We start from the raw sequence: 22,229 nt of genomic DNA on the forward strand, positions 1-22,229 counted from the left end.
ATTGGTCGGCAACGTCATCAAACTGTGATCTGCTGGCGATACGCGGTCAGTCAAGCAACACGCTCCAGCCATCCCAAAGAGCCAGAGGCACGCCCCCATGACTGAACATCGCCCCGACGCCCATTTCCGCACCAGCCTGCTCGAGGAAAACGATGGGCCAGGAACCAATCCCACTGACAACCAGACGATGGGCGAAATCATCGCCGCGCGATTCTCGCGCCGTGGTTTTCTGCAGGGATCGCTCGCGGCAACCGCCATCGCCGCCACCGTCAGCCCGCTCGCGCTGATCCTCGCCGACGATGCCCGCGCCGGCGGCGGCTCGGTCTTCAGTTTCGACGAGGTCGAGGCAGGCGTCGACGACAAGCACCATGTCGCTGCCGGCTACGACGCCGACGTGCTGTTGCGCTGGGGCGATCCGCTGTTTGCCGATTCGCCGGAATTCGATCCGACAAAACAGTCGGCGCAGGCCCAGGAAAGACAGTTTGGCTACAATAACGACTATGTCGGCTATATCCCGATCGACGGCTCGGCCGAGCATGGCCTGCTGGTGGTCAACCACGAATACACCAATCCGCATCTGATGTTCCCGGGCCTTGTCACCATCGTCGATGGGGAGGCCAAGCAGGCGCCGCTGAGCAAGGAACAGGTCGACGTCGAGATGGCCGCGCATGGCGGCACCATCGTCGAGATCCGCAAGGCATCAGGCAAATGGCAGGTGGTGCGCGACGGCAAGCTCAACCGCCGCATCACCGCCAACACCGAGATGGCACTGTCCGGCCCCGTCGCCGGCCACGACCGCGTCAAGACCAGTGCCGATCCGACCGGCACGAAGGTCATCGGCACTGTCAACAATTGTGCCGGCGGCGTCACGCCCTGGGGCACCTACGTCATGGCCGAGGAAAACATACACGGCTATTTCTCGGGCGAGCTGCCGGAAGGCCACAAGGAAGCCACCAACTACAAGCGCCTGGGTATTCCCGAAGGCGCCTATGAATGGGCTGCGCATTACGATCGCTTCGACATCGGCAAGGAGCCGAACGAGCCGAATCGCTTCGGCTGGATTGTTGAGGTCGACGTCAACGATCCGACCTCGGTGCCGAGGAAGCGCACTGCCATGGGCCGCTTCAAGCATGAGGGCGCTGAATCGATCGTCGCCAAGGATGGCCGTGTCGTTTTCTATCTCGGCGACGACGAACGCTTCGACTATGTCTATAAATTCGTCACGGCCGGCAAGTTCAACGCCGAGGACCGCGCCGCCAACATGGATCTCCTCGACGACGGCACGCTCTACGTCGCCAAATTCGCCGAGGACGGGTCGATCGAATGGCTGCCCATCGTCTTCGGCCAGGGCCCGCTGACGGCGGAGAACGGCTTTGCCAGCCAGGCCGACGTGCTGATCGAGACGCGCCGTGCCGCCGATCTGCTCGGTGCCACCAAGATGGATCGCCCCGAGGACATCCAGCCCAATCCGACGACTGGCAAGGTCTACGTCATGCTGACCAACAATTCGAAGCGCAAGACGGACCAGGTCGACGCCGCCAATCCGCGCGCCGAAAACGCCTTCGGCCACATCGTCGAGATTGTTGAGGACGGTGGCGATTTTACTGCCACCAAGGGCAAGTGGGAAATCATGTTGAAATGCGGCGATCCCTCAGTGGCCGAAGTTGGCGCCACCTTCTCGACCGCAACCACCGCCAATGGCTGGTTCGGCATGCCGGATAATTGCGCCATCGATTCGGCCGGCCGGCTTTGGGTCTCGACCGATGGCCAGGGCCCGAAGGCCACCGGCCGCACCGATGGCCTGTGGGCGGTCGACACCGAAGGCGAGGCGCGGGCGACCTCGAAACTGTTCTTCCGCGTGCCGATCGGCGCCGAAATGTGCGGCCCGCTATTCACGCCCGACGACCAGACCGCCTTCGTCGCGGTTCAGCATCCGGCCGATGGCGGCGAAGACTGGGAGGCTTTTGGCCGTCCCTCTTACTACGAGGACCCGTCGACCCGCTGGCCTGACTTCAAGCCCGATATGCCGGTGCGGCCGTCGGTCGTCGCCATCACCAAACAGGGCGGTGGCAAGATCGCGGTCTGAATCGCCGCAAGGCGCTAGCAGCGCCAAGGAAGGATTTCGTCGATACGAAATCCTTCCTTTTCCTGATGCGCGGGAATGCGCCTGATGGGCTCATTCGGCGCGCTGAACCACGGCCACGTTCATCATGCTTCTCAACCTGAAGCCAATGGACTCGTATAATCCTATGGCCGTGGTGTTGCTGGCATAGGCGTGGAGATAGGGAACTTCGCCGCGCGCCGCTATCCGGTTTGCCACGAACAGCGACAGCAGCCTGCCCAGGCCACCGCCTCGAAATTCCGGATGTGAGCACACCCCGCTAAGTTCGGTATAGCCGGGTTGCTTCATGCGTTCGCCGGCCATCGCCGCAAGTCGGCCCTCGATCTTCACACCCCAAAAATCGCCGAGGCTCAAGGCTTCGAGCGTGAATGGGCCGGGCTTGGTCACCAATGCCAAGGCGAGCATCTCAGCTGCATCGTCCCGCGTCAGACGTTGCACGCGCTCGTCGGAGACCATCTGCAATGGCCGCTCGGCAATCATCTGAACCCCGGGCGCGGTCGAAGTCGCCGAAAGTTCCGCGGGCAGAGCAATGGCGTCCACCTGAAGCAGGATCGCACTCTCGCCTGGGGAGACAAGTTTTCCGAGCGCCTGCAGGCTTTCCGCATCGTCCGCGGCACTGGCAGCGAACGGAGCTATCGAGGGCCGATACCGCATGGCGAGGTCGTCACCTTGCGCGAAGGCGTGGTGTCGCGTCCGAAGCGCGCTCCACACGGGACGGTCAAGCAGGTGTTTCATTGCGCGGCACCTTCCGGCTTCTTTACACGACGGTCGAGAGGCGCCGCGGCGAGGCCGTCCTCGATGGCGGCCAGCTGATCAAGAAGCGGCCCAGAAAGATCCGCGCACAGATCCGCGACGGCATTCTCGATGCGCGGCCAGACGTCGTGCTTTGCAATATCGGCCAGCCGCTGGCCGTGCAGGGTAAGGCAGACAATCCTGCGCCGCTGGTCATCATCCGATGGACTGACCTCGACCAGTCCCAATTCGGCCAGAAGCGACACGCTCCGCGTTACACCTGGCTGCGCGACCCCGAGGGATTGCGCCAGTTCCCCGACTGGCAGCGGGCCCAGCCTGTCGAGCGCAGCCAGCAGCGGGTATTGGCTCGACTGAACCGGCACATCGAGGCAGTCGAGCAGGCGCTGCGTATCCGCCTGCAATTGCTCGCCAATACGCTTCAGCCTGCTGCCCAGGCACAGGAAGCCAAGGGACCTTATGACGTCTTCCATAATCAACCTGCCAGGCAATTGATAACATGATATATAACATTATATGGAAATCAAGCGCCGCCATCGCACGGCCGCTTTCAAGCGTCGTCACCAGATTTGGTCGTCTTGGGTCGGGAACATCGCTCGGATGCTGGCGCTGCGTCGCCTGGGCAGGCCGTTCAGTCAGTTCCGCAGCCGGTAGCCGGTCCTGAAAATCCACGCGACGATCGCTATGCAGATAAGCAGGAAAACCACGGTCATGCCGAGGCTGATGCCGATCGAGACGTCGGACTTACCGTAGAAACTCCAGCGAAAGCCGCTGACCAGATAAAGGACAGGGTTGAACAGCGTCACCGTGCGCCAGGTGCCGGGCAGCATGTCGATCGAATAGAAGCTGCCGCCAAGGAAGGTAAGCGGCGTGATGATCAGCAGCGGCACCAGCTGCAGCTGCTCGAAGCTCTTTGCCCAGATGCCGATGATGAACCCGAACAGGCTGAAGGTCACCGACGTCAGCACCAGGAAGGAGAGCATCCAGAACGGATGCTCGATGGTCAGCGGCACGAACAGCGACGCGGTCCCCAGGATGATCAGGCCGAGTATGATCGACTTGGTCGCCGCACCCCCGACATAGGCGATGATGATCTCCAGATAGGACACCGGCGCCGACAGCAGCTCGTAGATCGAGCCGACGAATTTCGGGAAATAGATGGCGAAGGAGGCGTTGGAGATCGACTGCGTCAGCAGCGACAGCATGATCAGCCCCGGCACGATAAAGGCGCCGTAGCTGATGCCGTCGATCTCGGTGATGCGCGAGCCGATGGCCGAGCCGAAGACGACAAAATAGAGCGATGTCGAGATGACCGGCGAGACAATGCTCTGCAGCACGGTCCGAAAAGCGCGCGCCATCTCCATCTTGTAGATCGCCCAGACTGCTCGCGGGTTCATGCGCCCTTCCTCACCAGGTTGACGAAGATCTCCTCGAGCGAGCTGTTTTGCGTGTCGATATCGCGGAACTGGACGCCGGCCGTCTCAAGGTCGCGCAGCAGCGAGGCGACGCCCGGCCGCTCGCTCTGGTTGTCATAGGTGTAAGTCAGTCGATCACCGTCCGGCGAAAGCTCCAGCGCGTAGCGCGACAATTTCTCGGGTATGGTGGCGAGCGGACTGCGCAATTCCAGCAACAGCCGTTTGCGGCCGAGCGTGCGCATCAGTTGCACCTTGTCCTCAACCAGCACGATCTCACCGCGATTGATGACGCCGACGCGGTCGGCCATCGCCTCGGCCTCCTCGATGTAGTGCGTGGTCAGGATGATGGTGACGCCATCCTCGCGCAGCCGGCGCACCATCGCCCACATGTCCTGACGCAGCTCGACGTCGACGCCGGCTGTCGGCTCGTCGAGGAACAGCACCCTCGGTTCGTGCGACAGCGCCTTGGCGATCATCAGCCGCCGCTTCATGCCGCCGGACAGGGTGATCGCCTTGGCGTCCTTCTTGTCCCACAACGACAGGTCGCGCAGCACTTTCTCGACAAAGGCGTGATTGGCCGGCTTGCCGAACAGGCCGCGGCTGTAGTTGACCGTCGCCCACACGCTCTCGAACGCGTCGATGGTCAGTTCCTGCGGCACCAGCCCGATGAGGCTGCGTGCGGCGCGATAATCCCGGCTGATGTCGTGGCCGTCGACGCTGACCGTGCCCGACGAGCGGTTGACGATACCGCAGACGATCGAGATCAGCGTCGTCTTGCCGGCGCCGTTCGGCCCGAGCAGCGCAAAAATCTCGCCGCGCTCGATATCGAGGTTGATCTCCTTCAGCGCTTTGAAACCGGTGGCGTAGGTCTTGGTGACCCCGGAAATGGAAATGATCGATGGCATGGTTGAAAAACGGCTGCTTGAAAGGAGGTCTGTTGATTTTAGTCCGCTGAATGTCGGTGCGCGCGGCCGGAAGTCAATGGCACTCCTGACATTCTGGACATCGGCGCATCCACCGCTGCGCGGTCCTGCGGCGTTCCGCCTCGCGTGACGCCACGCCGCTTTGACCGCCTGGCGCATCCGGCCTATCTTCCCTGACATAGCAGCAGCCGGAGCCCGCCATGGACCCGCTCATCCTTTCGCGCATCCAGTTCGGCGCCAACATCTCGTTCCATATCCTGTTTCCGGCTATCACCATCGCGCTTGGCTGGATGCTGCTGTTCTTCAAGCTTCGCTACAACGCCACCGGCGATACCGCCTGGATGCGCGCCTATTTCACCTGGGTGAAGGTGTTCGCGCTGTCCTTTGCCATGGGCGTGGTTTCGGGCGTCACCATGAGCTTCCAGTTCGGCACCAACTGGCCGGGCTACATGGAAATCGTCGGCAACATCGCCGGCCCGCTGCTCGCCTATGAGATACTCACCGCCTTCTTCCTCGAGGCGGCGTTCCTCGGCATCATGCTGTTCGGCTTCCGCCGCGTCTCCAACCGCATCCACACGCTGGCAACCGTGCTGGTGGCCGGCGGCACCACCCTGTCCGCCTTCTGGATCATCGCGCTCAATTCATGGATGCAGACGCCGGTCGGCTTCGAGATGCGCGACGGCGTAGCCCACGCTACCGACTGGTGGGCGATCGTCTTTAACCCGTCCATGCCCTACCGGCTCGTCCACATGCTGCTTGCCTCCGGCCTGACGGTTTCGTTCCTGATCGCCGGCCTGTCGGCGCTGCGCTATCTCTATGGCGACCGTTCGGAATCGATGTGGAAAGCCTTGCGCACCGGTGTCTTCACCGCGGCGATCCTGATCCCCATCCAGATCTTCGCCGGCGACCAGCATGGCCTCAACACGCTCGAGCATCAGCCGCAGAAGATCGCCGCCATGGAAGCCAACTGGAACACCGGCCCCAACGTGCCGCTGGTCCTTTTCGCGCTTCCCGACGAGGCGGCAAGGGAGAACAAATACGAGATCACCATCCCCGATGGCGCCAGCCTCATCCTCAGGCACAGCGCCAGCGGCGTCGTGCCGGGGCTGAACGACTATGCCGGCAACCACCCGCCGGTGTTCCCGGTGTTCTGGGCTTTTCGCATCATGGTCGGCACCGGCGTCCTGATGCTCGTCGTCTCCTGGTCGGCCGCCTTTTTCCTCAAGCGCCGGCATAGCCTGCCGAGACCGCTGGCGCTGGTGATGGTGCCGATGGCGCTGTCCGGCTGGCTGGCGACGCTGGCTGGCTGGTACACTACCGAGATCGGCCGCCAACCGTGGCTGGTCACCGGCGTGCTGAAAACTGTCGATGCCGTCGGCCCGGTCGCCGGCAGCCAGGTCGCGCTGTCGCTCGCGGTTTATCTCATCCTCTATGCGCTGCTTCTGATCGCCTATCTCGGCGTGCTGGTCTATCTGGCGCTGAAGGCGGCGAAGGACGGCGATGCCTCGCCGCTGCCGGGCGTTCTCGACGCGCCGCTGTCGCAGCCGGCGGCGAAATAGGAGAACGGCGATGACCCTCGACTGGCCGACATTGCTCCCCCTCATCTTCGCCGGCCTGATGGGCCTTGCCATCCTGATCTACGTCATCCTCGACGGCTTTGATCTCGGTATCGGCATCCTGTTCGCAGCCGCCGGAGACGCCGAGCAGGACACGATGATCGCCGCAATAGGCCCGTTCTGGGACGCCAACGAGACCTGGCTGGTGCTGGCCGTCGGCCTGCTGCTGGTCGCCTTCCCGCTGGCGCACGGCACCATCCTCACCGCGCTCTACATTCCGGTCTTCCTGCTCCTTGTCGGCCTGATCCTGCGCGGCGTTGCCTTCGATTTCCGGGCCAAGGTGCCGGCCGGTCACAAGCATCGCTGGAACCGCATCTTCTTCCTGGGCTCGGTCATCGCTTCGCTGGCGCAGGGCTACATGCTGGGGATCTATGTGCTGGGCCTTGATGTCGGCCCCGGCGGCATGGCCTTCGGCGCGCTGGTGGCGCTCTGCCTTGCCGCCGCCTATGCGGCGATGGGCGCGGCCTGGGTCATCTACAAGACGGAAGGCGAATTGCAGAAGAAGGCGGTGCTATGGCTGCGCCGGGCGCTGGTGCTGACCGCGCTCGGCATGGTCGCCGTGTCGCTGGCCACGCCGCTCGCCAGTCCGCGCATCTTCGACAAATGGTTCGTCTGGCCGGCCATGCTCTATTTGTCGCCGCTGCCGGTCCTGTCGGCGGTGCTGTTCGCATGGCTGTGGCGGCAGACCTTCCATCTGCCCAAGGCCGGCGACCGCCATGCGCTGACGCCGTTCCTGACGCTGGCCGCCATCTTCACGCTGGGCTTTGCCGGCCTCGCCTGGTCGTTCTATCCCTTCGTCGTGCCCGACAGGCTGACCATCTGGCAGGCGGCGTCCGCGCCGGAAAGCCTCGCCATCATCCTGGCCGGCACGGTGGTGGTGCTGCCGATCATCATTTTCTATTCGTTTTATGCCTACCGCGTCTTCGGCGGCAAGGCGACGGATCTGACCTACGACTGACTGGCAAACCGCCGAACTGCACAATATTTAGGCAGTCGATTGCTCGGGCGGCAGCGGCTCGTGAAGACTGCCTTGCCAATCCCACCTTGCCAATCCCGCCGGGAAAGTCCGATTCGCAGCGATTTCGATGGTCTGGCATGTCTGTTGCTTTGCCCTGGCAACCAATTGGTTTTGTCCAGTCAAAGGGAAAGATAATGAACCGTCGCAATGTCTGCATGCTGGCCTTCGCCGCCGCCGTTGGAATGGCCATGGCTTCGTCTCCGCAGGCGCGGGCCGACGCCTTGAGCGACATCGCGGCGCGCGGCACCGTCCGCATCGCCGTTCCACAGGATTTCCCGCCCTTCGGCAGTGTCGGCGCCGACATGACGCCGCAAGGCTACGACGTCGACATCGCCAATCTGATTGGCGAAAAGCTCGGCGCCAAGGTCGAGATCGTCCCGGTCACCAGCGCCAACCGCATTCCCTATCTCCAGACCAACAAAGTCGACCTGGTCATTTCCAGCCTCGGCAAGAATCCCGATCGCGAGAAGGTCATCGACTTTTCCGAAGCCTATGCTCCGTTCTACAACGGCGTGTTCGCTCCGGCAGACGTCGCCGTCGCAAAAGCGGAAGACCTCGCCGGCAAGACCGTTGGCGTCACCCGCGGCGCGATCGAAGATCTCGAACTGACCAAGGTTGTGCCCGCGAGCGTCGAGATCAAGCGCTACGAGGACAATAACGGCACTATTTCGGCTTTCCTTTCGGGCCAGGTCGAGGTGATCGCGACCGGGAATGTCGTCGCCGCCGCCATCCTCGAAAAGAACCCGCCCAAGCGGCCGGAGCTCAAGTTCCTGATCAAGAACTCGCCTTGCTACATCGGCATGAACAAGGAGCAGCCGGCGTTGATGGCCAAGATCAACGGGATCATCGCCGCCGCCAGGTCCGATGGCGCCCTCAACGCGATTTCGCAAAAATGGCTGAAGGTGGACCTGCCGGCTGAGCTGTGATCGCCGCCCGCCGCGTGTGGGAGGTCGGATAGCAAGCCATGACCTATCAGTTCGATTTCAGCTGGCTGATCGGATCTCTGCCGGTGCTGCTCAAGGGCATCCGGATCACCGTGCAGCTTATCCTGATCGGCGCGGTGTTCGGCGTGGCATTGGGCATTGCCTGCGCCTGGGTGCGGGCGCTGGGGCCGAAATGGCTAAAACCCGTCGTTGCGACCTATGTCGAGCTGATCCGCAACACGCCCTTCCTCATCCAGCTGTTCTTCATCTTCTTCGGCCTGCCGTCGCTTGGCATCAGGATGTCGGAACTGACCGCCGCCAACCTCGCCATGATCGTCAACCTCGGCGCTTACAGCTGCGAGATCATCCGCGCCGGCATCCGGGCCACGCCGCGCGGCCAGTTCGAGGCCGGCGCCAGCCTCGCCATGACCCCGTTCCAGACCTTCTGGCACGTGGTTCTGGTCCCGGCGCTGCAGCGCATCTGGCCTGCGCTGTCGTCGCAGATCGTCATCGTCATGCTGGGTTCGGCCGTCGTTTCGCAGATTGCCGCTGAGGACCTGACCTTCGCCGCCAATTTTATCCAGTCGCGCAATTTCAGGGCCTTCGAAACCTACATCGTCTCCACCTTGATCTACCTGGCGCTCGCCATCCTGCTGCGCCAGCTGCTGGCCGGCCTGGGCGGGATGCTGTTCCCGAGGAAGGCGTCGCGATGAGACAGGCGCCATGACCGAGTTCAGCTTCTGGGACATCCTGCGCAACCTGCTTCTGGCCGCCCGCTGGACCGTTGTCCTCTCGCTGGTCTCCTTCATCGGTGGCGGCATCGTCGGCGCGGCCCTGCTTTTCTTGCGCATCGGCGGCCGGCGTGGGATGCAGTTTCTGTCACGCGGCTACATCCAGCTGTTTCAGGGCACGCCGCTGCTGATGCAGCTCTTTCTGGCTTTCTTCGGGCTTGGCCTGTTTGGCATCGACGTTCCCGCCTGGCTTGCCGCCTGTGTCGCGCTCATCCTGTGGACCGCAGCCTTCCTCGCCGAAATCTGGCGTGGCTGCGTCGAGAGCATTGCCAAGGGCCAATGGGAGGCGTCAGCCAGCCTCGGCATGGGTTATCTCCAGCAGATGCGCTACGTCATCCTGCCGCAGGCACTGAAAGTGGCGGTGCCGCCGACCGTCGGCTTCTCGGTGCAGGTGGTGAAGGGCACCGCGCTCACCTCGATCATCGGCTTCGTCGAACTGTCGAAGGCCGGTTCGATCGTCACCAACGCGACGTTCCAGCCGTTCACCGTCTATGGCCTGGTCGCGCTCATCTACTTTGCTTTGTGCTGGCCGCTGTCGAAATCCAGCCAGCTCCTGGAAAGGAAGCTCAATGTCGCTCATCGCAATCACTGAGGTGAAGAAGCGCTTCGGCGACAACGAGGTGCTGAAGGGGATTTCCATCGACGTCGCGCCGGGCGAGGTCGTCGCCATCATCGGCAAGAGCGGTTCGGGCAAGTCGACGCTGCTGCGCTGCATCAACGGGCTCGAGACCATCGATGAAGGCTCGATCGTCGTCGCCGGCGCCCAGTTCCTGCCCGACGAGGTGCATCTTAAGGCGCTGCGCCTGAAGGTCGGCATGATTTTTCAGCAATTCAACCTGTTCCCGCATCTCACCGCCGGTGGCAATGTCATGCTGTCGCAGATGGTGGTGAAGAAGACGCCGAAGAAGGACGCCGAGGCGGTCGCGCGAAAAATGCTCGACCGCGTCGGTCTCGCCCACAAGTTCGATGCGTTGCCGGACGAATTGTCCGGCGGCCAGCAGCAGCGCGTGGCGATCGCCCGGGCGCTCGCCATGCAGCCCATCGCGCTGCTATGCGACGAGATCACCTCGGCGCTCGATCCCGAGCTCGTCGCCGAGGTGCTGGCCGTCGTCAAGGAATTGGCGGCGGAAGGCATGACGCTGGTGATGGTCACCCACGAGATGCGCTTTGCCCGCGACGTCTGCTCGCGCGTCGTCTTCATGCATCAGGGCCGCGTCCATGAGATCGGCGCCCCCGAGGACGTTTTTTCCAATCCCAGGACGCCGGAGCTCCGGCAGTTTCTGGGCGTGCAATAAGCTGTGTTGATATTCAGCCGGCCTGCAACCGGCGCTACTCGCGTACCCGAAAGTACGCTCCGTTCCGGTTCTCGGAATCCACCATTTTCGGCGCGGCCTGACCTGGTACCTCACCACACCTGACGCCGACATGCGTCCATTAGGACGCACCAAGTACACACGGGCAAAGATCAGCTCTTGTTGCCGGCCAGCACCAGCACCGGCTTGTCGCTGTAGCGGTCTGGGAATAGCGTCTTCAAATTCTCGACCTTGGGCAGGTCGTTGTAGACGATGTAGGGATAGGTCGGGTTCAGCGTCAAAAAGTCCTGGTGGTAGTCCTCGGCCGGATAGAATTTTTCCCCCGTCTCCAGCGTAGTCACGATCGGCTCCGGAAACACGTTGGCCTTGTCGAGCTGGGCGATATAGCTCTCGGCGATCTTCTTCTGCGCGTCGCTTTCGGCAAAGATCGTCGAACGGTATTGCGGGCCGCGGTCCGGGCCCTGGTAGTTCAGCTGCGTCGGGTTGTGCGCGACCGAGAAATACACCTGCAGCAACTGGCCGTAACTGACTTTGGACGGCTCGTAGATGATCTCGACGGCTTCGGCATGCCCGGTCCGGCCGGTGCCGACCGTCTCGTAGACGGCGGTGTCCTTGTCGCCGCCGGCATAGCCGGAGACGGCGCTGGTCACGCCCTTGACGTGCTGGAACACGCCTTGCACGCCCCAGAAGCAGCCGCCGGCGAAGATCGCCCTGGCGATGCCGGCGGCGGGTTTTTCGTCCATCGTCGGTGGCGGGATCACCACCGCCGCCTCGGCCGAGATCGCCGGCGTCTGCCACAAGGCGGCGCCGGCCGCCGCGAGCATCAGCGCCGCAAGCGCGCCCCAGGCGACGTTGGTCAATCGTTTCGCGGCGGTTCTTTCAATGCCGGCCATCTCTGATCTCTCCTGCATGAGGTTTTTCGACTATACGACAGATAGGTTCGTCGCGGTTTCACATTGCCGTGCGGGCGTGTGCATCGGCGGCCCGGCAGCGTTCCGGACGTGGCCTACTTGGCCGTGCCCATTGCGTCGCAGGTCTTGGTCGCCTCGTCCTTCTTTATCGCGTCGGTTTCCATGACACTCTTGTCCATGCAGTCCTTCAGCTTTTCGGCCGCCATCGGATCCGCGGGCTTCATCGCGTCGATCGCCGGCTTCATGGCGTTGGTCGCCATCGCATTGGCCGGCTTCATCGCATCTTCGGCGCGCGCGATGCCGCCGGCAAAAAGCGCCGTTGAGCAAAGCCCGAAGGCGAGTGCCGGCAAGGTCAGGCGGGTGAAGGCGGTCATGATGGTCTCCCAGAGTTGGTGGCGCGCCGGAATGGCGGTCACATCAGCTCTTCGCCGCCGCCTGGGCCTTCGTTACAGCCATCACCGCTTCGTGATCGCCCATCTCCGCCCGTCCTCGAATTGGCGCACAAATAAAAACGCCGCCCGGTGGCGGGCGGCGTTGTGATTTGCATTGCTTCGATAAGGTCGAGCGTTGCGCCGTTCCGCGTCCAGCGCTACTGCGTAAGCACTGTTTGCGAAGGCCGTTGATTGAAGTCGCACTTGCCGGTCACGGTGTAGAAGAAGTCGGCATTGGACACCGGAGCCGGCACGGGATTTCCGCCGTCCTCCCAGGCCTGCTGGCTGGATTGGCCGCACGGTACTGCGGTGAAGATGTCCACCTTCTCGCCGTTCGCGACCTCGACGCCGTCGATGTACAGCCGGTTCGATGTCGCCGAATCGTTGGATTTGAGCACGGGTGGCTTGGGCGGGTTTGCTCTTGCGGCATCCGGCACATCCATCTGCAGAAACAGTGAGTCCATAAGGCTGACATCGATCACCGCGCCGGCGCCGTTCGCCGGGTACATGGTGTTGGTGCAGGTGGTCAGGTATTTCTTGTTGCCGCTAACCTGGGTGATCGCCCCGGTTGGCAGGTTGTTGAAATTCTGCACCGTCTTGGTCGTGCATTTTTGTTCCTGGACCTTCGTCTCCGTCGCTCCATTGACCGTATACACTGTCGACGTGCCGTAGCCTTTCGGATCACCAAAATTGTTATAGACATAGGTGATCTTCATCAACGGGTTGACCGCCGTCTCGATAAATTTCGTGCCGAAGAGCGACACCGTCTTGTTCCAATGGCCCGACACCTTTTGGACCTTGAACGTGGTTTGCACCAGTGCCGGCCTCTTGCGCACCGCCGAAGCGACGCCGATCTGCACGGTATCGACGCGGGCGATCTGCATGAAGTTCGTCGGCATGGCAAAACTGGCCGAAGCATTGATGCTGGCGGTGCCATCGGCGGCGACGACGAAGCCGTCGAGCTTGGCGGTGCCTTGCCCGCTATTGGCCGCAAACGACTCATGCAGTTTCACCTGACGGTCCGCCAATGACGTGCTGGTCGGCAGCGTGGTGATCGCCAGGGTCGCGGCATCGAGCGCATTCTGCATCGAGCCCTTGGTCGCAACGGCTGAGTTGTAGTCGATTGAAAAGCCCAGAGCGGCACACATCGGGATAAGCATGATGGCGAGTATCGGCGCGAGGGAGCCGCTCTCGGAATTGAGAAAATGACGTCCAGATTGTGGCATTGCTTGGCCCCCCAAACGGTGACAGCTCGTGGCCTGTCACGCAGGGCGCGAACTATGCCCTAATCTGATGGACCAAAGTTTAACGGCTTTGCGTCCGCCGGCGGCTTATGCGCCGCGCCCGCCGCCGCTTGCCCGGGCAAGCTGCCCCTGCTAAAGCGCGCGACATGACCACGCCGATCAAGAACATCCGCAATTTCTCCATCGTCGCCCATATCGACCATGGCAAATCCACGCTTGCCGACCGGCTGATCCAGTCCACCGGCGGGCTGGAGCTGCGCGACATGAAGGAGCAGGTGCTGGACTCGATGGATATCGAGCGCGAGCGCGGCATCACCATCAAGGCGCAGACGGTGCGATTGAAATACCGCGCCAACAATGGCGAGGATTTTATCCTCAATTTGATCGACACGCCCGGCCATGTCGACTTCGCCTACGAAGTGTCGCGGTCGCTCGCCGCCTGCGAGGGCTCGCTGCTGGTTGTCGACGCCAGCCAAGGCGTCGAGGCGCAGACGCTGGCCAATGTCTACCAGGCCATCGACAACAACCACGAGATCGTCGTGGTGCTGAACAAGGTCGACCTGCCGGCCGCCGAGCCCGAGCGCATTCGCGAGCAGGTCGAGGAGGTGATCGGCATCGACGCCTCCAACGCCGTGCTGATCTCGGCCAAGACCGGCCTCGGCATCCCCGACGTGCTGGAGGCGATCGTCAACGACCTGCCGCCGCCGCGCGAAGGCGACATCACGGCCCCGCTGAAGGCGATGCTGGTCGACAGCTGGTACGACGCCTATCTCGGCGTCATCGTGCTGGTCCGCATCATCGACGGCGTGCTGAAGAAGGGTCAGACCATCCGCATGATGGGCACCGGCGCCAAGTATCTGGTCGAGCGCACCGGCGTCTTCACGCCGGCCCGCATCAATGTCGACGAGCTCGGCCCAGGCGAATTCGGCTTCCTCACCGGCTCGATCAAAGAAGTCGCCGACACCCGCGTCGGCGACACCATTACCGAGGACAAGCGCCAGACGGCGCAGGCCCTGCCCGGCTTCAAGCCGGCGCAGCCGGTGGTGTTTTGCGGCCTGTTCCCCGTCGACGCCGCCGATTTCGAGGATCTGCGCGCCGCGGTCGGCAAACTGCGCCTCAACGACGCTTCTTTCTCCTATGAAATGGAAACCAGCGCGGCGCTCGGCTTCGGCTATCGCTGCGGCTTCCTTGGCCTGCTGCATCTGGAAATCATCCAGGAGCGGCTGGAGCGCGAGTTCAACCTCGACCTCATCGCCACCGCGCCCTCGGTCGTCTATCGCTTGGCTCTGACCGACGGCACGACGAAGGAACTGCACAACCCGGCCGACATGCCCGACGTGGTCAAGATCCAGGCGATCGAGGAGCCGTGGATCCGCGCCACCATCCTCACCCCGGACGAATATCTCGGCGGCATCCTGAAACTCTGCCAGGATCGGCGCGGCATCCAGGCCGATCTCTCCTATGTCGGCAAACGCGCCATGCTGACCTACGATCTGCCGCTCAACGAGGTCGTCTTCGACTTCTATGATCGGCTAAAATCGATCTCCAAGGGCTACGCCTCCTTCGACTATCACCTGACCGACTACAAGGAAGGCGACCTGGTGAAGATGTCGATCCTGGTCAACGAGGAGCCCGTCGACGCGCTGTCGATGCTGGTCCACCGCACGGCGGCGGAAAAGCGCGGCCGCCAGATGTGCGAGAAGCTGAAGGAACTGATCCCGAACCATCTGTTCAAGATCCCGATCCAGGCGGCAATCGGCGGCAAGGTCATCGCCCGCGAGACGATCTCGGCCCTGCGCAAGGACGTCACGGCCAAATGCTACGGCGGCGACGTCTCGCGCAAGCGCAAGCTGCTCGACAAGCAGAAAGAGGGCAAGAAGCGGATGCGCCAGTTCGGCAAGGTCGACATCCCGCAGGAGGCGTTTATCCAGGCGCTGAAGATGGGCGATTGAGAAGCCGTCCGCGCGCAGCTGAGGGGGATCAGGCTTCGTGGCCCAGCGCTCGCGGCTTTATCAGCCGGCGCGTATCGGCTAAGGGCGGGGAGCAAAATCCCGGATCCGCCAATGACCGCCAAATCCTCCCCCCTGTTCCTCGGCATCGACACCGGCGGCACCTATACCGATGCCGTGCTGTGGTCGGAAGCCGGTGGCGCTAACGGAAAGGTTCTGGCCAAGGCCAAGGCGCTGACCACCCGCCACGATCTGGCGGTCGGCATTTCGGGCGCGGTCGATGCGGTGCTGCAAAAAGCCGCCACCGATCCGGCAGCAATAAAACTGGTGTCGATGTCGACGACGCTTGCCACCAACGCGCTGGTCGAGGGTCAGGGCGGCCGCGTCGCGCTGGTGATGATCGGCTTTTCCGAGGGCGACCTTGCCCGCGACGGGCTGAAGGCCGCGCTCGGCACCGACCCTGTGGTGTTCTGCCCGGGCGGCCACGATGTCCATGGCAATGCGGCAAAACTCGATCTGTCCGGGCTGGAGGCAGCGCTGCCGGAACTCGGCGCCTCGGTGTCCGGCTTTGCCGTCTGCGCCTATTTCGCCACTCGCAACCCGGCGCATGAGCTAAGCGCGCGGAACCTGATCCGCGGCATAACAGGCCTGCCGGTCACCGCCAGCCACGAGCTTTCGGCCAAGCTCGGCGGCCCGCGCCGGGCGCTGACGACGCTGCTCAACGCCAGGCTGATCTCGATGATCGACCGGCTGGTGGCGGCGACCGAGAGCTTTCTTGCCGCGCGCGGCATCGCCGCCCCGCTGATGGTGGTGCGCGGCGACGGCGCGCTGGTTTCCGCCGCCTTCGCCCGCCAGCGGCCGATCGAGACGATTCTTTCAGGCCCGGCCGCCAGCCTTGTCGGCGCTCGCCACATGACCGGCCTCGACAATGCAGTCGTCTCCGACATTGGCGGCACCACCACCGACGTGGCCGTGCTCGACCAGGGCCGTCCCAGGCTTGACCCGGAAGGCGCCACCGTCGGCGGCTTCCGCACCATGGTCGAGGCGGTCGCCATGCGCACCTTTGGGCTCGGCGGCGATTCCGAAGTGACGCTGGAGGACGGCGCGCTCAACCCAAGAATCCTGCTCGGGCCGCGCCGCCTGGTGCCGCTGGCGCTGGCCGGCATGATGCATGGCGAAGCGGTGACCGTCGAACTGGAACGCCAGATCCGCGCGGCCAACCCCAGCCGCATGGATGGCCGGCTGGCGGTCAGGACCGGCGTGCCGGAGCGGCTGGCTGCCGGCCTGACCGGCGCCGAGGCCAAGCTTTATGAGCTGATCGGCTCGACGCCTCTCGCCGTCGACAGGCTTTTGACATCAAACGCCCAGAACGCCACCTTGAACCGGTTGGTGTCGCGCGGGCTGGTGCATGTCGCCGGCTTCACGCCGTCGGACGCCGCCCATGTGCTGGGCAAGCAGGCCAACTGGGATGCCGCCACGGCTCGGCTCGGCGCCGAGCTGTTCGCCCGCAAGCGCGACGGCCGCGGACAGGCGATCGCCGCCACGCCGGAGGCGATCTCGGAACGGGTGCTGACCACGCTGACCCGGCTGTCGGCGGAAGTCATCCTCGAAACCGCCTTTGCCGAGGACGGGCTGGATGGCGCGGCGACCGTGGCGCACGCGCTGGTGCAGCGCGCCGTCGATTCCCATCCCGGCATCGCACGGCTGAGCGTCGCGCTCGACCGCCCGGTCATCGGCCTCGGCGCCTCGGCGCCGCTGCATTATGCCGGGCTGCCACCGCTGGTCGGCCATGACTGCGTGGTGCCCAAAGATACCGATGTCGCCAATGCGCTCGGCGCCGTCGTCGGCCAGGTCAGGGTTTCGGCGGAGGCGCGCGTCAGCCAGCCCCAGGAAGGGCTGTTTCGCGTCGCCTCAGGCGAAAGCGTGCGCGACTTCAATGACGAGGCGGCGGCGATCGCGGCAGCGGAAACCGATGTCCGCGCCATTGCCGCCGGGCGGGCCAGGGACGCCGGCACCGACAGCGCCGAAATCGAGATCGCCAGCGAATTCCGCGTCTCGACCGTCGAGGGCCAGCGCATGTTTATCGAGGCGCATGTGGTGGCGGTGGCGTCGGGCAGGCCAAGGATCGCGGTTTGAGGGAGAGCGCAATCTCCCCCAAAAGGGGAGATTGGCGGCTTTGGCCGGCGGCGAAAATGCCCTACCTTCACCCTAAGCTGAATTGACCCTGCCACCCTGACATGTCAAAGGCCCGGCCAAAGCCCTTCGTCTGGAGAAGCCCCGATGACCGATCGCGTCGAAATCGCCGGATTGCGGATTGCCCGCGAGCTTTATGATTTCGTCGTGAACGAGGCGCTGCGGGCCACCGGCATTGCAGCCGACGCCTTCTGGACCGGCTTCTCGGCCATTGTGCATGATTTGGCGCCGAGGAACCGGGCTCTGCTCGCAAAACGCGACGCGCTGCAGGGCCAGATCGACCACTGGTATCGCGACAATCGCGCGCCCGCCGACATGGAAGCCTACAAGGATTTCCTGAGGGAAATCGGCTATCTCGCGCCGGAAGGGCCGGCCTTCTCCGTCGCGACGGACAATGTCGACCCCGAGATCTCGGTGGTTGCAGGGCCGCAATTGGTAGTGCCGGTGATGAACGCGCGTTACGCGCTGAATGCCGCCAATGCGCGCTGGGGCTCGCTCTATGATGCGCTCTACGGCACCGACGCCATTCCCGAGACCGACGGCGCCGAGAGGGGCGCCAGGTTCAATCCCGTGCGCGGCGCCAGGGTCATTGCCTGGGCGAAGGGTTTTCTCGACGAATCGGTCCCGCTGACGACCGGCAAATGGGCAGGGGTGAACGGGCTTGCCGTGGCCAACGGCATGCTGCGGCTGAGCGAGGGCGCCGGCGCCACCACGCTCGCCGATCCCAAACAGTTTGCCGGCTATCGCGGCGACGCCGATAATCCCGAAGCCGTCCTGCTCACCCGCAATGGCCTGCATATCGAGATTGTGATCGACCGCAGCAACCAGATCGGCAAGACCGATCCGGCCGGCATTGCCGATGTCGTGCTGGAATCGGCGCTGACGACCATCCAGGACTGCGAGGATTCGGTCGCGGCGGTCGATGCGCAGGACAAGGTTTTGGTCTACCGCAACTGGCTCGGCCTGATGAAGGGCGACCTTGCCGAGGAGATTACCAAGGCCGGCAGCACGTTTACGCGTAAACTCAATCCCGACCGGTCGTACACCGCGCCTGATGGTGGCGCGCTGTCCCTGCCTGGCCGCTCGCTGATGCTGATCCGCAACGTCGGCCACCTCATGACCAATCCGGCGATTACAGATCGCGACAGCAACGAAGTGCCGGAAGGCATAATGGATGCGGCGATGACGGCGCTGATCGCGCTGCACGATATCGGCCCGAACGGACGACGCGCCAATTCCCGCGCGGGCTCGATGTATGTCGTAAAGCCCAAGATGCACGGGCCGGAGGAAGTCGCCTTCGCCGTCGAGATATTCGACCGTGTCGAGGCGCTGCTCGGCATGGCGAAAAACACCATCAAGATGGGCATTATGGACGAGGAGCGGCGCACCACCGTCAACCTCAAGGAGGCGATCCGCGCCGCCAAGGATCGCGTCGTCTTCATCAACACCGGTTTCCTCGACCGCACCGGCGACGAGATCCACACCTCGATGGAAGCCGGCCCGATGATCCGCAAGGGCGACATGAAGCAGGCCGTCTGGATTGCCGCCTACGAAGCCTGGAACGTCGACACCGGGCTGGACTGCGGGCTGGCCGGCCGCGCCCAGATCGGCAAGGGCATGTGGGCGATGCCCGATCTGATGGCGGCGATGCTGGCGGAAAAGATCGCCCATCCCAGGGCCGGCGCCAACACCGCCTGGGTGCCGTCGCCGACAGCGGCGACGCTGCACGCCACCCACTACCACAAGGTCGACGTCGACGCTGTGCAGGCGGCGCTGAAGAGCCGCCCCAAGGCAAAGCTCGACGACATCTTGTCGGTGCCGGTAGCGGTGCGGCCGAACTGGTCGCCGGAGGAGGTCCAGAACGAGCTCGACAACAACGCGCAAGGCATTCTGGGCTATGTCGTGCGTTGGATCGACCAGGGCGTCGGCTGCTCGAAAGTGCCTGACATCAATGACATAGGCCTGATGGAGGACCGCGCGACGCTGCGCATCTCCTCGCAGCACATCGCCAACTGGCTGCATCACGGCGTGTGCACCTCAGACCAGGTGATGGAGACGATGAAGCGCATGGCCGGCGTCGTCGACCGCCAGAACGCAGGCGATCCGCTCTACCGGCCGATGGCCCCTGACTTCGACAAGTCGATTGCCTTCCTCGCCGCCTGCGACCTCGTCTTCAAGGGCCGGGTCCAGCCCAACGGCTACACCGAGCCGGTGCTGCACGCGCGGCGGTTGGAGCTGAAGGCAAAGGAAAGACCCTCGATAGCGCGCACAGAGTTCTAGTATAACCCGACAGATATTAGCAATTGCTAAAACGTCGTTGTCCCGGTGCACGCGATCTGCTACGATTCAACCACCGACAAACGGCTCTGGGAGGCCGTGCGTCCGACATCATGCACAAGAACTCAAAACCGGAGAACGGCCATGACACGGCTTCTGACGGTCGCTGCCCTTGTGGCGGCGGGCAGTTTGGTTGCGATGCAAGGCGCAGCCGCCGATGACGCTGCGATGATCAAGAGCGCTGAATCCGCCGCACCCCCCGCTGTATCAAGCGGCGCTGCGATCCACGCTATGGATGAGAAGGGTGCAATGCGCACACTGCGCGAGGGCACAAACGGCTTCTGGTGCATGCCGGACAACCCGGCCACACCTGGCCCGGATCCAATGTGTGGAGATGCCAACGCGATGGAATGGGCGATGGCGTGGATTGGAAAAAAGGAACCGCCCAAGGGCAAGGTCGGCTTCATGTATATGCTGGCAGGCGGCACCGATGGCAGCAACACCGATCCTTATGCGACGAAGCCCGAGGAAGGCAACAATTGGGTGGAGACTGGACCGCACGTGATGATCGTCAACGCAACGGACATGATGCAGGGCTATCCGGCTGACCCCAAACCTGACACGTCCAGGCCATATGTGATGTGGGCGGGCACTCCCTACGCACATCTCATGATTCCGGTTAAGTAGCTGCCGCCGAATTGACTGGCGATAGCGATCAGGCTGCGTAGCGTCAGACTGTCGAGCTCCTGCGGGCCGGGCCGGTCACCCTGCCTCAAGGGGGAGGGGAACGTCACGCCGCCTGCGCCATTCGCTCCGAACTCATGCGGTACGAAATCGCCTCGGCCAGATGGATGCGGCCGACAGTCTCGCTGGCCTCGAGATCAGCCAATGTCCGCGCCACCTTCAGCACCCGGTGATAGGCCCGCGCCGAAAAGCCGAGCTTTTCACTGGCATCCCTGAGCAGCGACAGGCCTGATGCATCCGGCATCGCGATCTCCTCGATAACAGAGGGTGAGCAGTGCGCGTTGGTGGTGACGGAGGTAGCGCCGAGCCGCTCGAAACGTTCGCGCTGGGTTGTCCGCGCGCGGGCCACGCGCAGCGCCACATTGGCACTCTTCTCCGCCCGGTCCGGCCGGATCAGATCGCTGGCCGAGACCGCCGGCACCTCGATCCGAAGATCGATGCGGTCGAGCAGCGGGCCTGATATGCGCGCCTGATAGTCGGTGCGGCAACGATCGCCGCGCAGGCAGCGATAGCCCGGCTCGCCAGCCATGCCGCAGCGGCACGGGTTCATCGCCGCGACCAGTTGGATGCGCGCCGGATAGGTGACGCGATGATTGGCGCGGGCGATCATGCAGTCGCCGGTCTCCAGCGGCTGGCGCAGCGCATCGAGCGCCTGCGGCGAGAATTCGGGAAACTCGTCGAGGAACAGCACGCCGTGATGGGCCAGCGAGGCCTCGCCCGGCCGCACGCGCAGGCCGCCGCCGACCAGCGCCGCCATCGAGGCCGAATGGTGTGGCGCGCGGAACGGCCGCCGGTCGGTCAGCTTGCCTTCGCCAAGCTCGCCGGCCACCGAGGCGATCATCGAGACTTCGAGCAATTCCCTCGGCGCCAGCGGCGGCAGGATCGACGGCAGCCGCTGCGCCAGCATCGATTTTCCCGATCCTGGCGGACCGATCATCAGCATGTTATGGCCGCCGGCCGCCGCCACTTCGAGTGCCCGCTTGGCGGTCTCCTGGCCCTTGATGTCGGCAAGATCCGGCAGGTCGCGCGCCGAGGCATGGATGCCGGCCTCCGGCCGCGACAGCACCTGCGTGCCGCGAAAATGATTGGCGATGGCGATCAGGCTGCGCGGCGCCAGGATGTCGAAATCCTTGCCGGCCCATGCCGCTTCCGGGCCGCAGGCGAAAGGGCAGATCAGGCCCTTGCCTTCGGCATTGGCGCCGATCGCCGCCGGCAGCGCGCCGGCCACCGCGGCGATGGTGCCGTCGAGCGACAGTTCGCCAAGCACGACATAGCCGGCCAGCATGTCGCCCGGAATGGCGCCAAGCGCCGCCATCAGGCCAAGCGCGATCGGCAAATCGTAATGGCTGCCTTCCTTGGGCAGATCGGCGGGCGCCAGATTGACGGTGACCTTCTTCGATGGCATCGACAGGCCCGATGCGTGCAGCGCCGCCTGCACCCGCTCCCGGCTTTCGGCCACCGCCTTGTCGCCGAGGCCGACGATGTGCATGTTGACCTTGCCGGGCGCGATCATCACCTGCACGTCGACCGGCACGGCCTCGATGCCCTGGAAAGCGACCGTGCGGACCCGCGCAACCATTTTTCTGCCCCCGGACATGGGCTCGCCCGA

General features: G+C 63.8%; 20 protein-coding genes. 12 read left to right on the plus strand and 8 right to left on the minus strand.

The window, feature by feature from the left end:
- Positions 1-97: 97 nt before the first annotated feature.
- Positions 98-2,086 carry a PhoX family protein gene (locus tag AC0L2M_RS10055; RefSeq protein ID WP_473534731.1) on the plus strand — a complete coding sequence of 663 codons (1,989 nt, stop codon included), beginning with the start codon at positions 98-100 and terminating at the stop codon, positions 2,084-2,086.
- Positions 2,087-2,176: 90 nt separating this feature from the next.
- On the opposite strand, the gene AC0L2M_RS10060 is transcribed toward AC0L2M_RS10055, so the two are convergent.
- The 4 genes from AC0L2M_RS10060 to AC0L2M_RS10075 form a co-directional block, all read right to left on the minus strand.
- Complete coding sequence (locus AC0L2M_RS10060; RefSeq protein WP_023801416.1) at positions 2,177-2,857, minus strand: GNAT family N-acetyltransferase; 681 nt, start codon at positions 2,855-2,857, stop codon at positions 2,177-2,179.
- A complete protein-coding gene (locus AC0L2M_RS10065; RefSeq protein WP_473534732.1) occupies positions 2,854-3,345 on the minus strand; it encodes a MarR family winged helix-turn-helix transcriptional regulator in 492 nt (163 codons plus the stop codon). The genes AC0L2M_RS10060 and AC0L2M_RS10065 overlap by 4 nt, the downstream gene beginning before the upstream one ends.
- Before the next feature lie 162 nt (positions 3,346-3,507).
- Positions 3,508-4,269 carry an ABC transporter permease gene (locus tag AC0L2M_RS10070; protein WP_128245696.1) on the minus strand — a complete coding sequence of 254 codons (762 nt, stop codon included), beginning with the start codon at positions 4,267-4,269 and terminating at the stop codon, positions 3,508-3,510.
- Positions 4,266-5,192: an ABC transporter ATP-binding protein gene (locus tag AC0L2M_RS10075; RefSeq protein WP_128169311.1), complete on the minus strand. Its 927-nt coding sequence runs from the start codon at positions 5,190-5,192 to the stop codon at positions 4,266-4,268. The genes AC0L2M_RS10070 and AC0L2M_RS10075 overlap by 4 nt, the downstream gene beginning before the upstream one ends.
- Between AC0L2M_RS10075 and AC0L2M_RS10080 the strand changes: the two genes are divergently transcribed.
- The 7 genes from AC0L2M_RS10080 to AC0L2M_RS10110 all read left to right on the plus strand — a co-directional run bounded on the left by AC0L2M_RS10080 (position 5,179) and on the right by AC0L2M_RS10110 (position 10,853).
- Positions 5,179-5,340 (plus strand): hypothetical protein, encoded by a 162-nt coding sequence (locus AC0L2M_RS10080; protein ID WP_156941598.1) that lies wholly within the window; start codon positions 5,179-5,181, stop codon positions 5,338-5,340. The genes AC0L2M_RS10075 and AC0L2M_RS10080 overlap by 14 nt on opposite strands.
- 70 nt (positions 5,341-5,410) lie before the next feature.
- Positions 5,411-6,769 carry a cytochrome ubiquinol oxidase subunit I gene (locus AC0L2M_RS10085; protein ID WP_287206317.1) on the plus strand — a complete coding sequence of 453 codons (1,359 nt, stop codon included), beginning with the start codon at positions 5,411-5,413 and terminating at the stop codon, positions 6,767-6,769.
- A 10-nt stretch (positions 6,770-6,779) separates the two neighbouring features.
- Positions 6,780-7,784 (plus strand): cytochrome d ubiquinol oxidase subunit II, encoded by a 1,005-nt coding sequence (locus AC0L2M_RS10090; RefSeq protein WP_287066694.1) that lies wholly within the window; start codon positions 6,780-6,782, stop codon positions 7,782-7,784.
- A 215-nt stretch (positions 7,785-7,999) separates the two neighbouring features.
- Positions 8,000-8,770, plus strand: coding sequence for a transporter substrate-binding domain-containing protein (locus AC0L2M_RS10095; RefSeq protein ID WP_128169341.1), 771 nt, complete (start codon positions 8,000-8,002; stop codon positions 8,768-8,770).
- A gap of 38 nt (positions 8,771-8,808) precedes the next feature.
- Positions 8,809-9,480 carry an amino acid ABC transporter permease gene (locus AC0L2M_RS10100; protein WP_473534733.1) on the plus strand — a complete coding sequence of 224 codons (672 nt, stop codon included), beginning with the start codon at positions 8,809-8,811 and terminating at the stop codon, positions 9,478-9,480.
- A 10-nt stretch (positions 9,481-9,490) separates the two neighbouring features.
- A complete protein-coding gene (locus AC0L2M_RS10105; RefSeq protein WP_091591934.1) occupies positions 9,491-10,150 on the plus strand; it encodes an amino acid ABC transporter permease in 660 nt (219 codons plus the stop codon).
- Positions 10,128-10,853, plus strand: a complete 726-nt coding sequence (locus AC0L2M_RS10110; RefSeq protein WP_027154711.1) for an amino acid ABC transporter ATP-binding protein — start codon at positions 10,128-10,130, stop codon at positions 10,851-10,853. The genes AC0L2M_RS10105 and AC0L2M_RS10110 overlap by 23 nt, the downstream gene beginning before the upstream one ends.
- A gap of 170 nt (positions 10,854-11,023) precedes the next feature.
- Here the strand turns inward: AC0L2M_RS10110 and msrA are convergent, their stop codons facing one another.
- The 3 genes from msrA to AC0L2M_RS10125 form a co-directional block, all read right to left on the minus strand.
- A complete protein-coding gene (msrA, locus tag AC0L2M_RS10115) occupies positions 11,024-11,764 on the minus strand; it encodes a peptide-methionine (S)-S-oxide reductase MsrA (protein ID WP_473534734.1) in 741 nt (246 codons plus the stop codon).
- A 113-nt stretch (positions 11,765-11,877) separates the two neighbouring features.
- Complete coding sequence (locus tag AC0L2M_RS10120; protein WP_473534856.1) at positions 11,878-12,156, minus strand: hypothetical protein; 279 nt, start codon at positions 12,154-12,156, stop codon at positions 11,878-11,880.
- Between the two features lie 215 nt (positions 12,157-12,371).
- Complete coding sequence (locus AC0L2M_RS10125) at positions 12,372-13,439, minus strand: TadE/TadG family type IV pilus assembly protein (protein ID WP_473534735.1); 1,068 nt, start codon at positions 13,437-13,439, stop codon at positions 12,372-12,374.
- Between the two features lie 164 nt (positions 13,440-13,603).
- Here AC0L2M_RS10125 and lepA point away from each other — a divergent pair, with 164 nt between their 5' ends.
- From lepA to AC0L2M_RS10145, 4 genes are all read left to right on the plus strand, one after another.
- Positions 13,604-15,409 carry a translation elongation factor 4 gene (gene lepA / locus AC0L2M_RS10130; protein ID WP_473534736.1) on the plus strand — a complete coding sequence of 602 codons (1,806 nt, stop codon included), beginning with the start codon at positions 13,604-13,606 and terminating at the stop codon, positions 15,407-15,409.
- A gap of 111 nt (positions 15,410-15,520) precedes the next feature.
- The gene (locus AC0L2M_RS10135) at positions 15,521-17,542 is read left to right on the plus strand and encodes a hydantoinase/oxoprolinase N-terminal domain-containing protein (protein ID WP_473534737.1); all 2,022 of its coding nucleotides are present in this window, start codon (positions 15,521-15,523) and stop codon (positions 17,540-17,542) included.
- A 144-nt stretch (positions 17,543-17,686) separates the two neighbouring features.
- Entirely contained in the window at positions 17,687-19,879 is a 2,193-nt protein-coding gene (locus AC0L2M_RS10140) for a malate synthase G (protein WP_473534738.1), read from the plus strand.
- Between the two features lie 141 nt (positions 19,880-20,020).
- Positions 20,021-20,563 carry a hypothetical protein gene (locus tag AC0L2M_RS10145; protein ID WP_473534739.1) on the plus strand — a complete coding sequence of 181 codons (543 nt, stop codon included), beginning with the start codon at positions 20,021-20,023 and terminating at the stop codon, positions 20,561-20,563.
- Between the two features lie 103 nt (positions 20,564-20,666).
- On the opposite strand, the gene AC0L2M_RS10150 is transcribed toward AC0L2M_RS10145, so the two are convergent.
- Entirely contained in the window at positions 20,667-22,199 is a 1,533-nt protein-coding gene (locus tag AC0L2M_RS10150; protein WP_473534740.1) for a YifB family Mg chelatase-like AAA ATPase, read from the minus strand.
- Between the last annotated feature and the right edge of the window lie 30 nt (positions 22,200-22,229).

The organism is Mesorhizobium sp. WSM4806 (assembly GCF_055811635.1).

Bases quoted from the DNA above. Each gene is read 5' to 3' on its own strand.
- AC0L2M_RS10065 (WP_473534732.1), bottom strand. From the start codon at position 3,345: ATGGAAGACGTCATAAGGTCCCTTGGCTTCCTGTGCCTGGGCAGCAGG.
- AC0L2M_RS10055 (WP_473534731.1), top strand. From the start codon at position 98: ATGACTGAACATCGCCCCGACGCCCATTTCCGCACCAGCCTGCTCGAG.
- AC0L2M_RS10090 (WP_287066694.1), top strand. From the start codon at position 6,780: ATGACCCTCGACTGGCCGACATTGCTCCCCCTCATCTTCGCCGGCCTG.
- AC0L2M_RS10140 (WP_473534738.1), top strand. From the start codon at position 17,687: ATGACCGATCGCGTCGAAATCGCCGGATTGCGGATTGCCCGCGAGCTT.
- AC0L2M_RS10110 (WP_027154711.1), top strand. From the start codon at position 10,128: ATGTCGCTCATCGCAATCACTGAGGTGAAGAAGCGCTTCGGCGACAAC.
- AC0L2M_RS10150 (WP_473534740.1), bottom strand. From the start codon at position 22,199: ATGGTTGCGCGGGTCCGCACGGTCGCTTTCCAGGGCATCGAGGCCGTG.
- AC0L2M_RS10125 (WP_473534735.1), bottom strand. From the start codon at position 13,439: ATGCCACAATCTGGACGTCATTTTCTCAATTCCGAGAGCGGCTCCCTC.
- AC0L2M_RS10075 (WP_128169311.1), bottom strand. From the start codon at position 5,192: ATGCCATCGATCATTTCCATTTCCGGGGTCACCAAGACCTACGCCACC.
- lepA (WP_473534736.1), top strand. From the start codon at position 13,604: ATGACCACGCCGATCAAGAACATCCGCAATTTCTCCATCGTCGCCCAT.
- AC0L2M_RS10080 (WP_156941598.1), top strand. From the start codon at position 5,179: ATGATCGATGGCATGGTTGAAAAACGGCTGCTTGAAAGGAGGTCTGTT.
- msrA (WP_473534734.1), bottom strand. From the start codon at position 11,764: ATGGCCGGCATTGAAAGAACCGCCGCGAAACGATTGACCAACGTCGCC.
- AC0L2M_RS10135 (WP_473534737.1), top strand. From the start codon at position 15,521: ATGACCGCCAAATCCTCCCCCCTGTTCCTCGGCATCGACACCGGCGGC.
- AC0L2M_RS10095 (WP_128169341.1), top strand. From the start codon at position 8,000: ATGCTGGCCTTCGCCGCCGCCGTTGGAATGGCCATGGCTTCGTCTCCG.
- AC0L2M_RS10145 (WP_473534739.1), top strand. From the start codon at position 20,021: ATGACACGGCTTCTGACGGTCGCTGCCCTTGTGGCGGCGGGCAGTTTG.
- AC0L2M_RS10060 (WP_023801416.1), bottom strand. From the start codon at position 2,857: ATGAAACACCTGCTTGACCGTCCCGTGTGGAGCGCGCTTCGGACGCGA.
- AC0L2M_RS10085 (WP_287206317.1), top strand. From the start codon at position 5,411: ATGGACCCGCTCATCCTTTCGCGCATCCAGTTCGGCGCCAACATCTCG.
- AC0L2M_RS10100 (WP_473534733.1), top strand. From the start codon at position 8,809: ATGACCTATCAGTTCGATTTCAGCTGGCTGATCGGATCTCTGCCGGTG.
- AC0L2M_RS10105 (WP_091591934.1), top strand. From the start codon at position 9,491: ATGACCGAGTTCAGCTTCTGGGACATCCTGCGCAACCTGCTTCTGGCC.
- AC0L2M_RS10070 (WP_128245696.1), bottom strand. From the start codon at position 4,269: ATGAACCCGCGAGCAGTCTGGGCGATCTACAAGATGGAGATGGCGCGC.
- AC0L2M_RS10120 (WP_473534856.1), bottom strand. From the start codon at position 12,156: ATGACCGCCTTCACCCGCCTGACCTTGCCGGCACTCGCCTTCGGGCTT.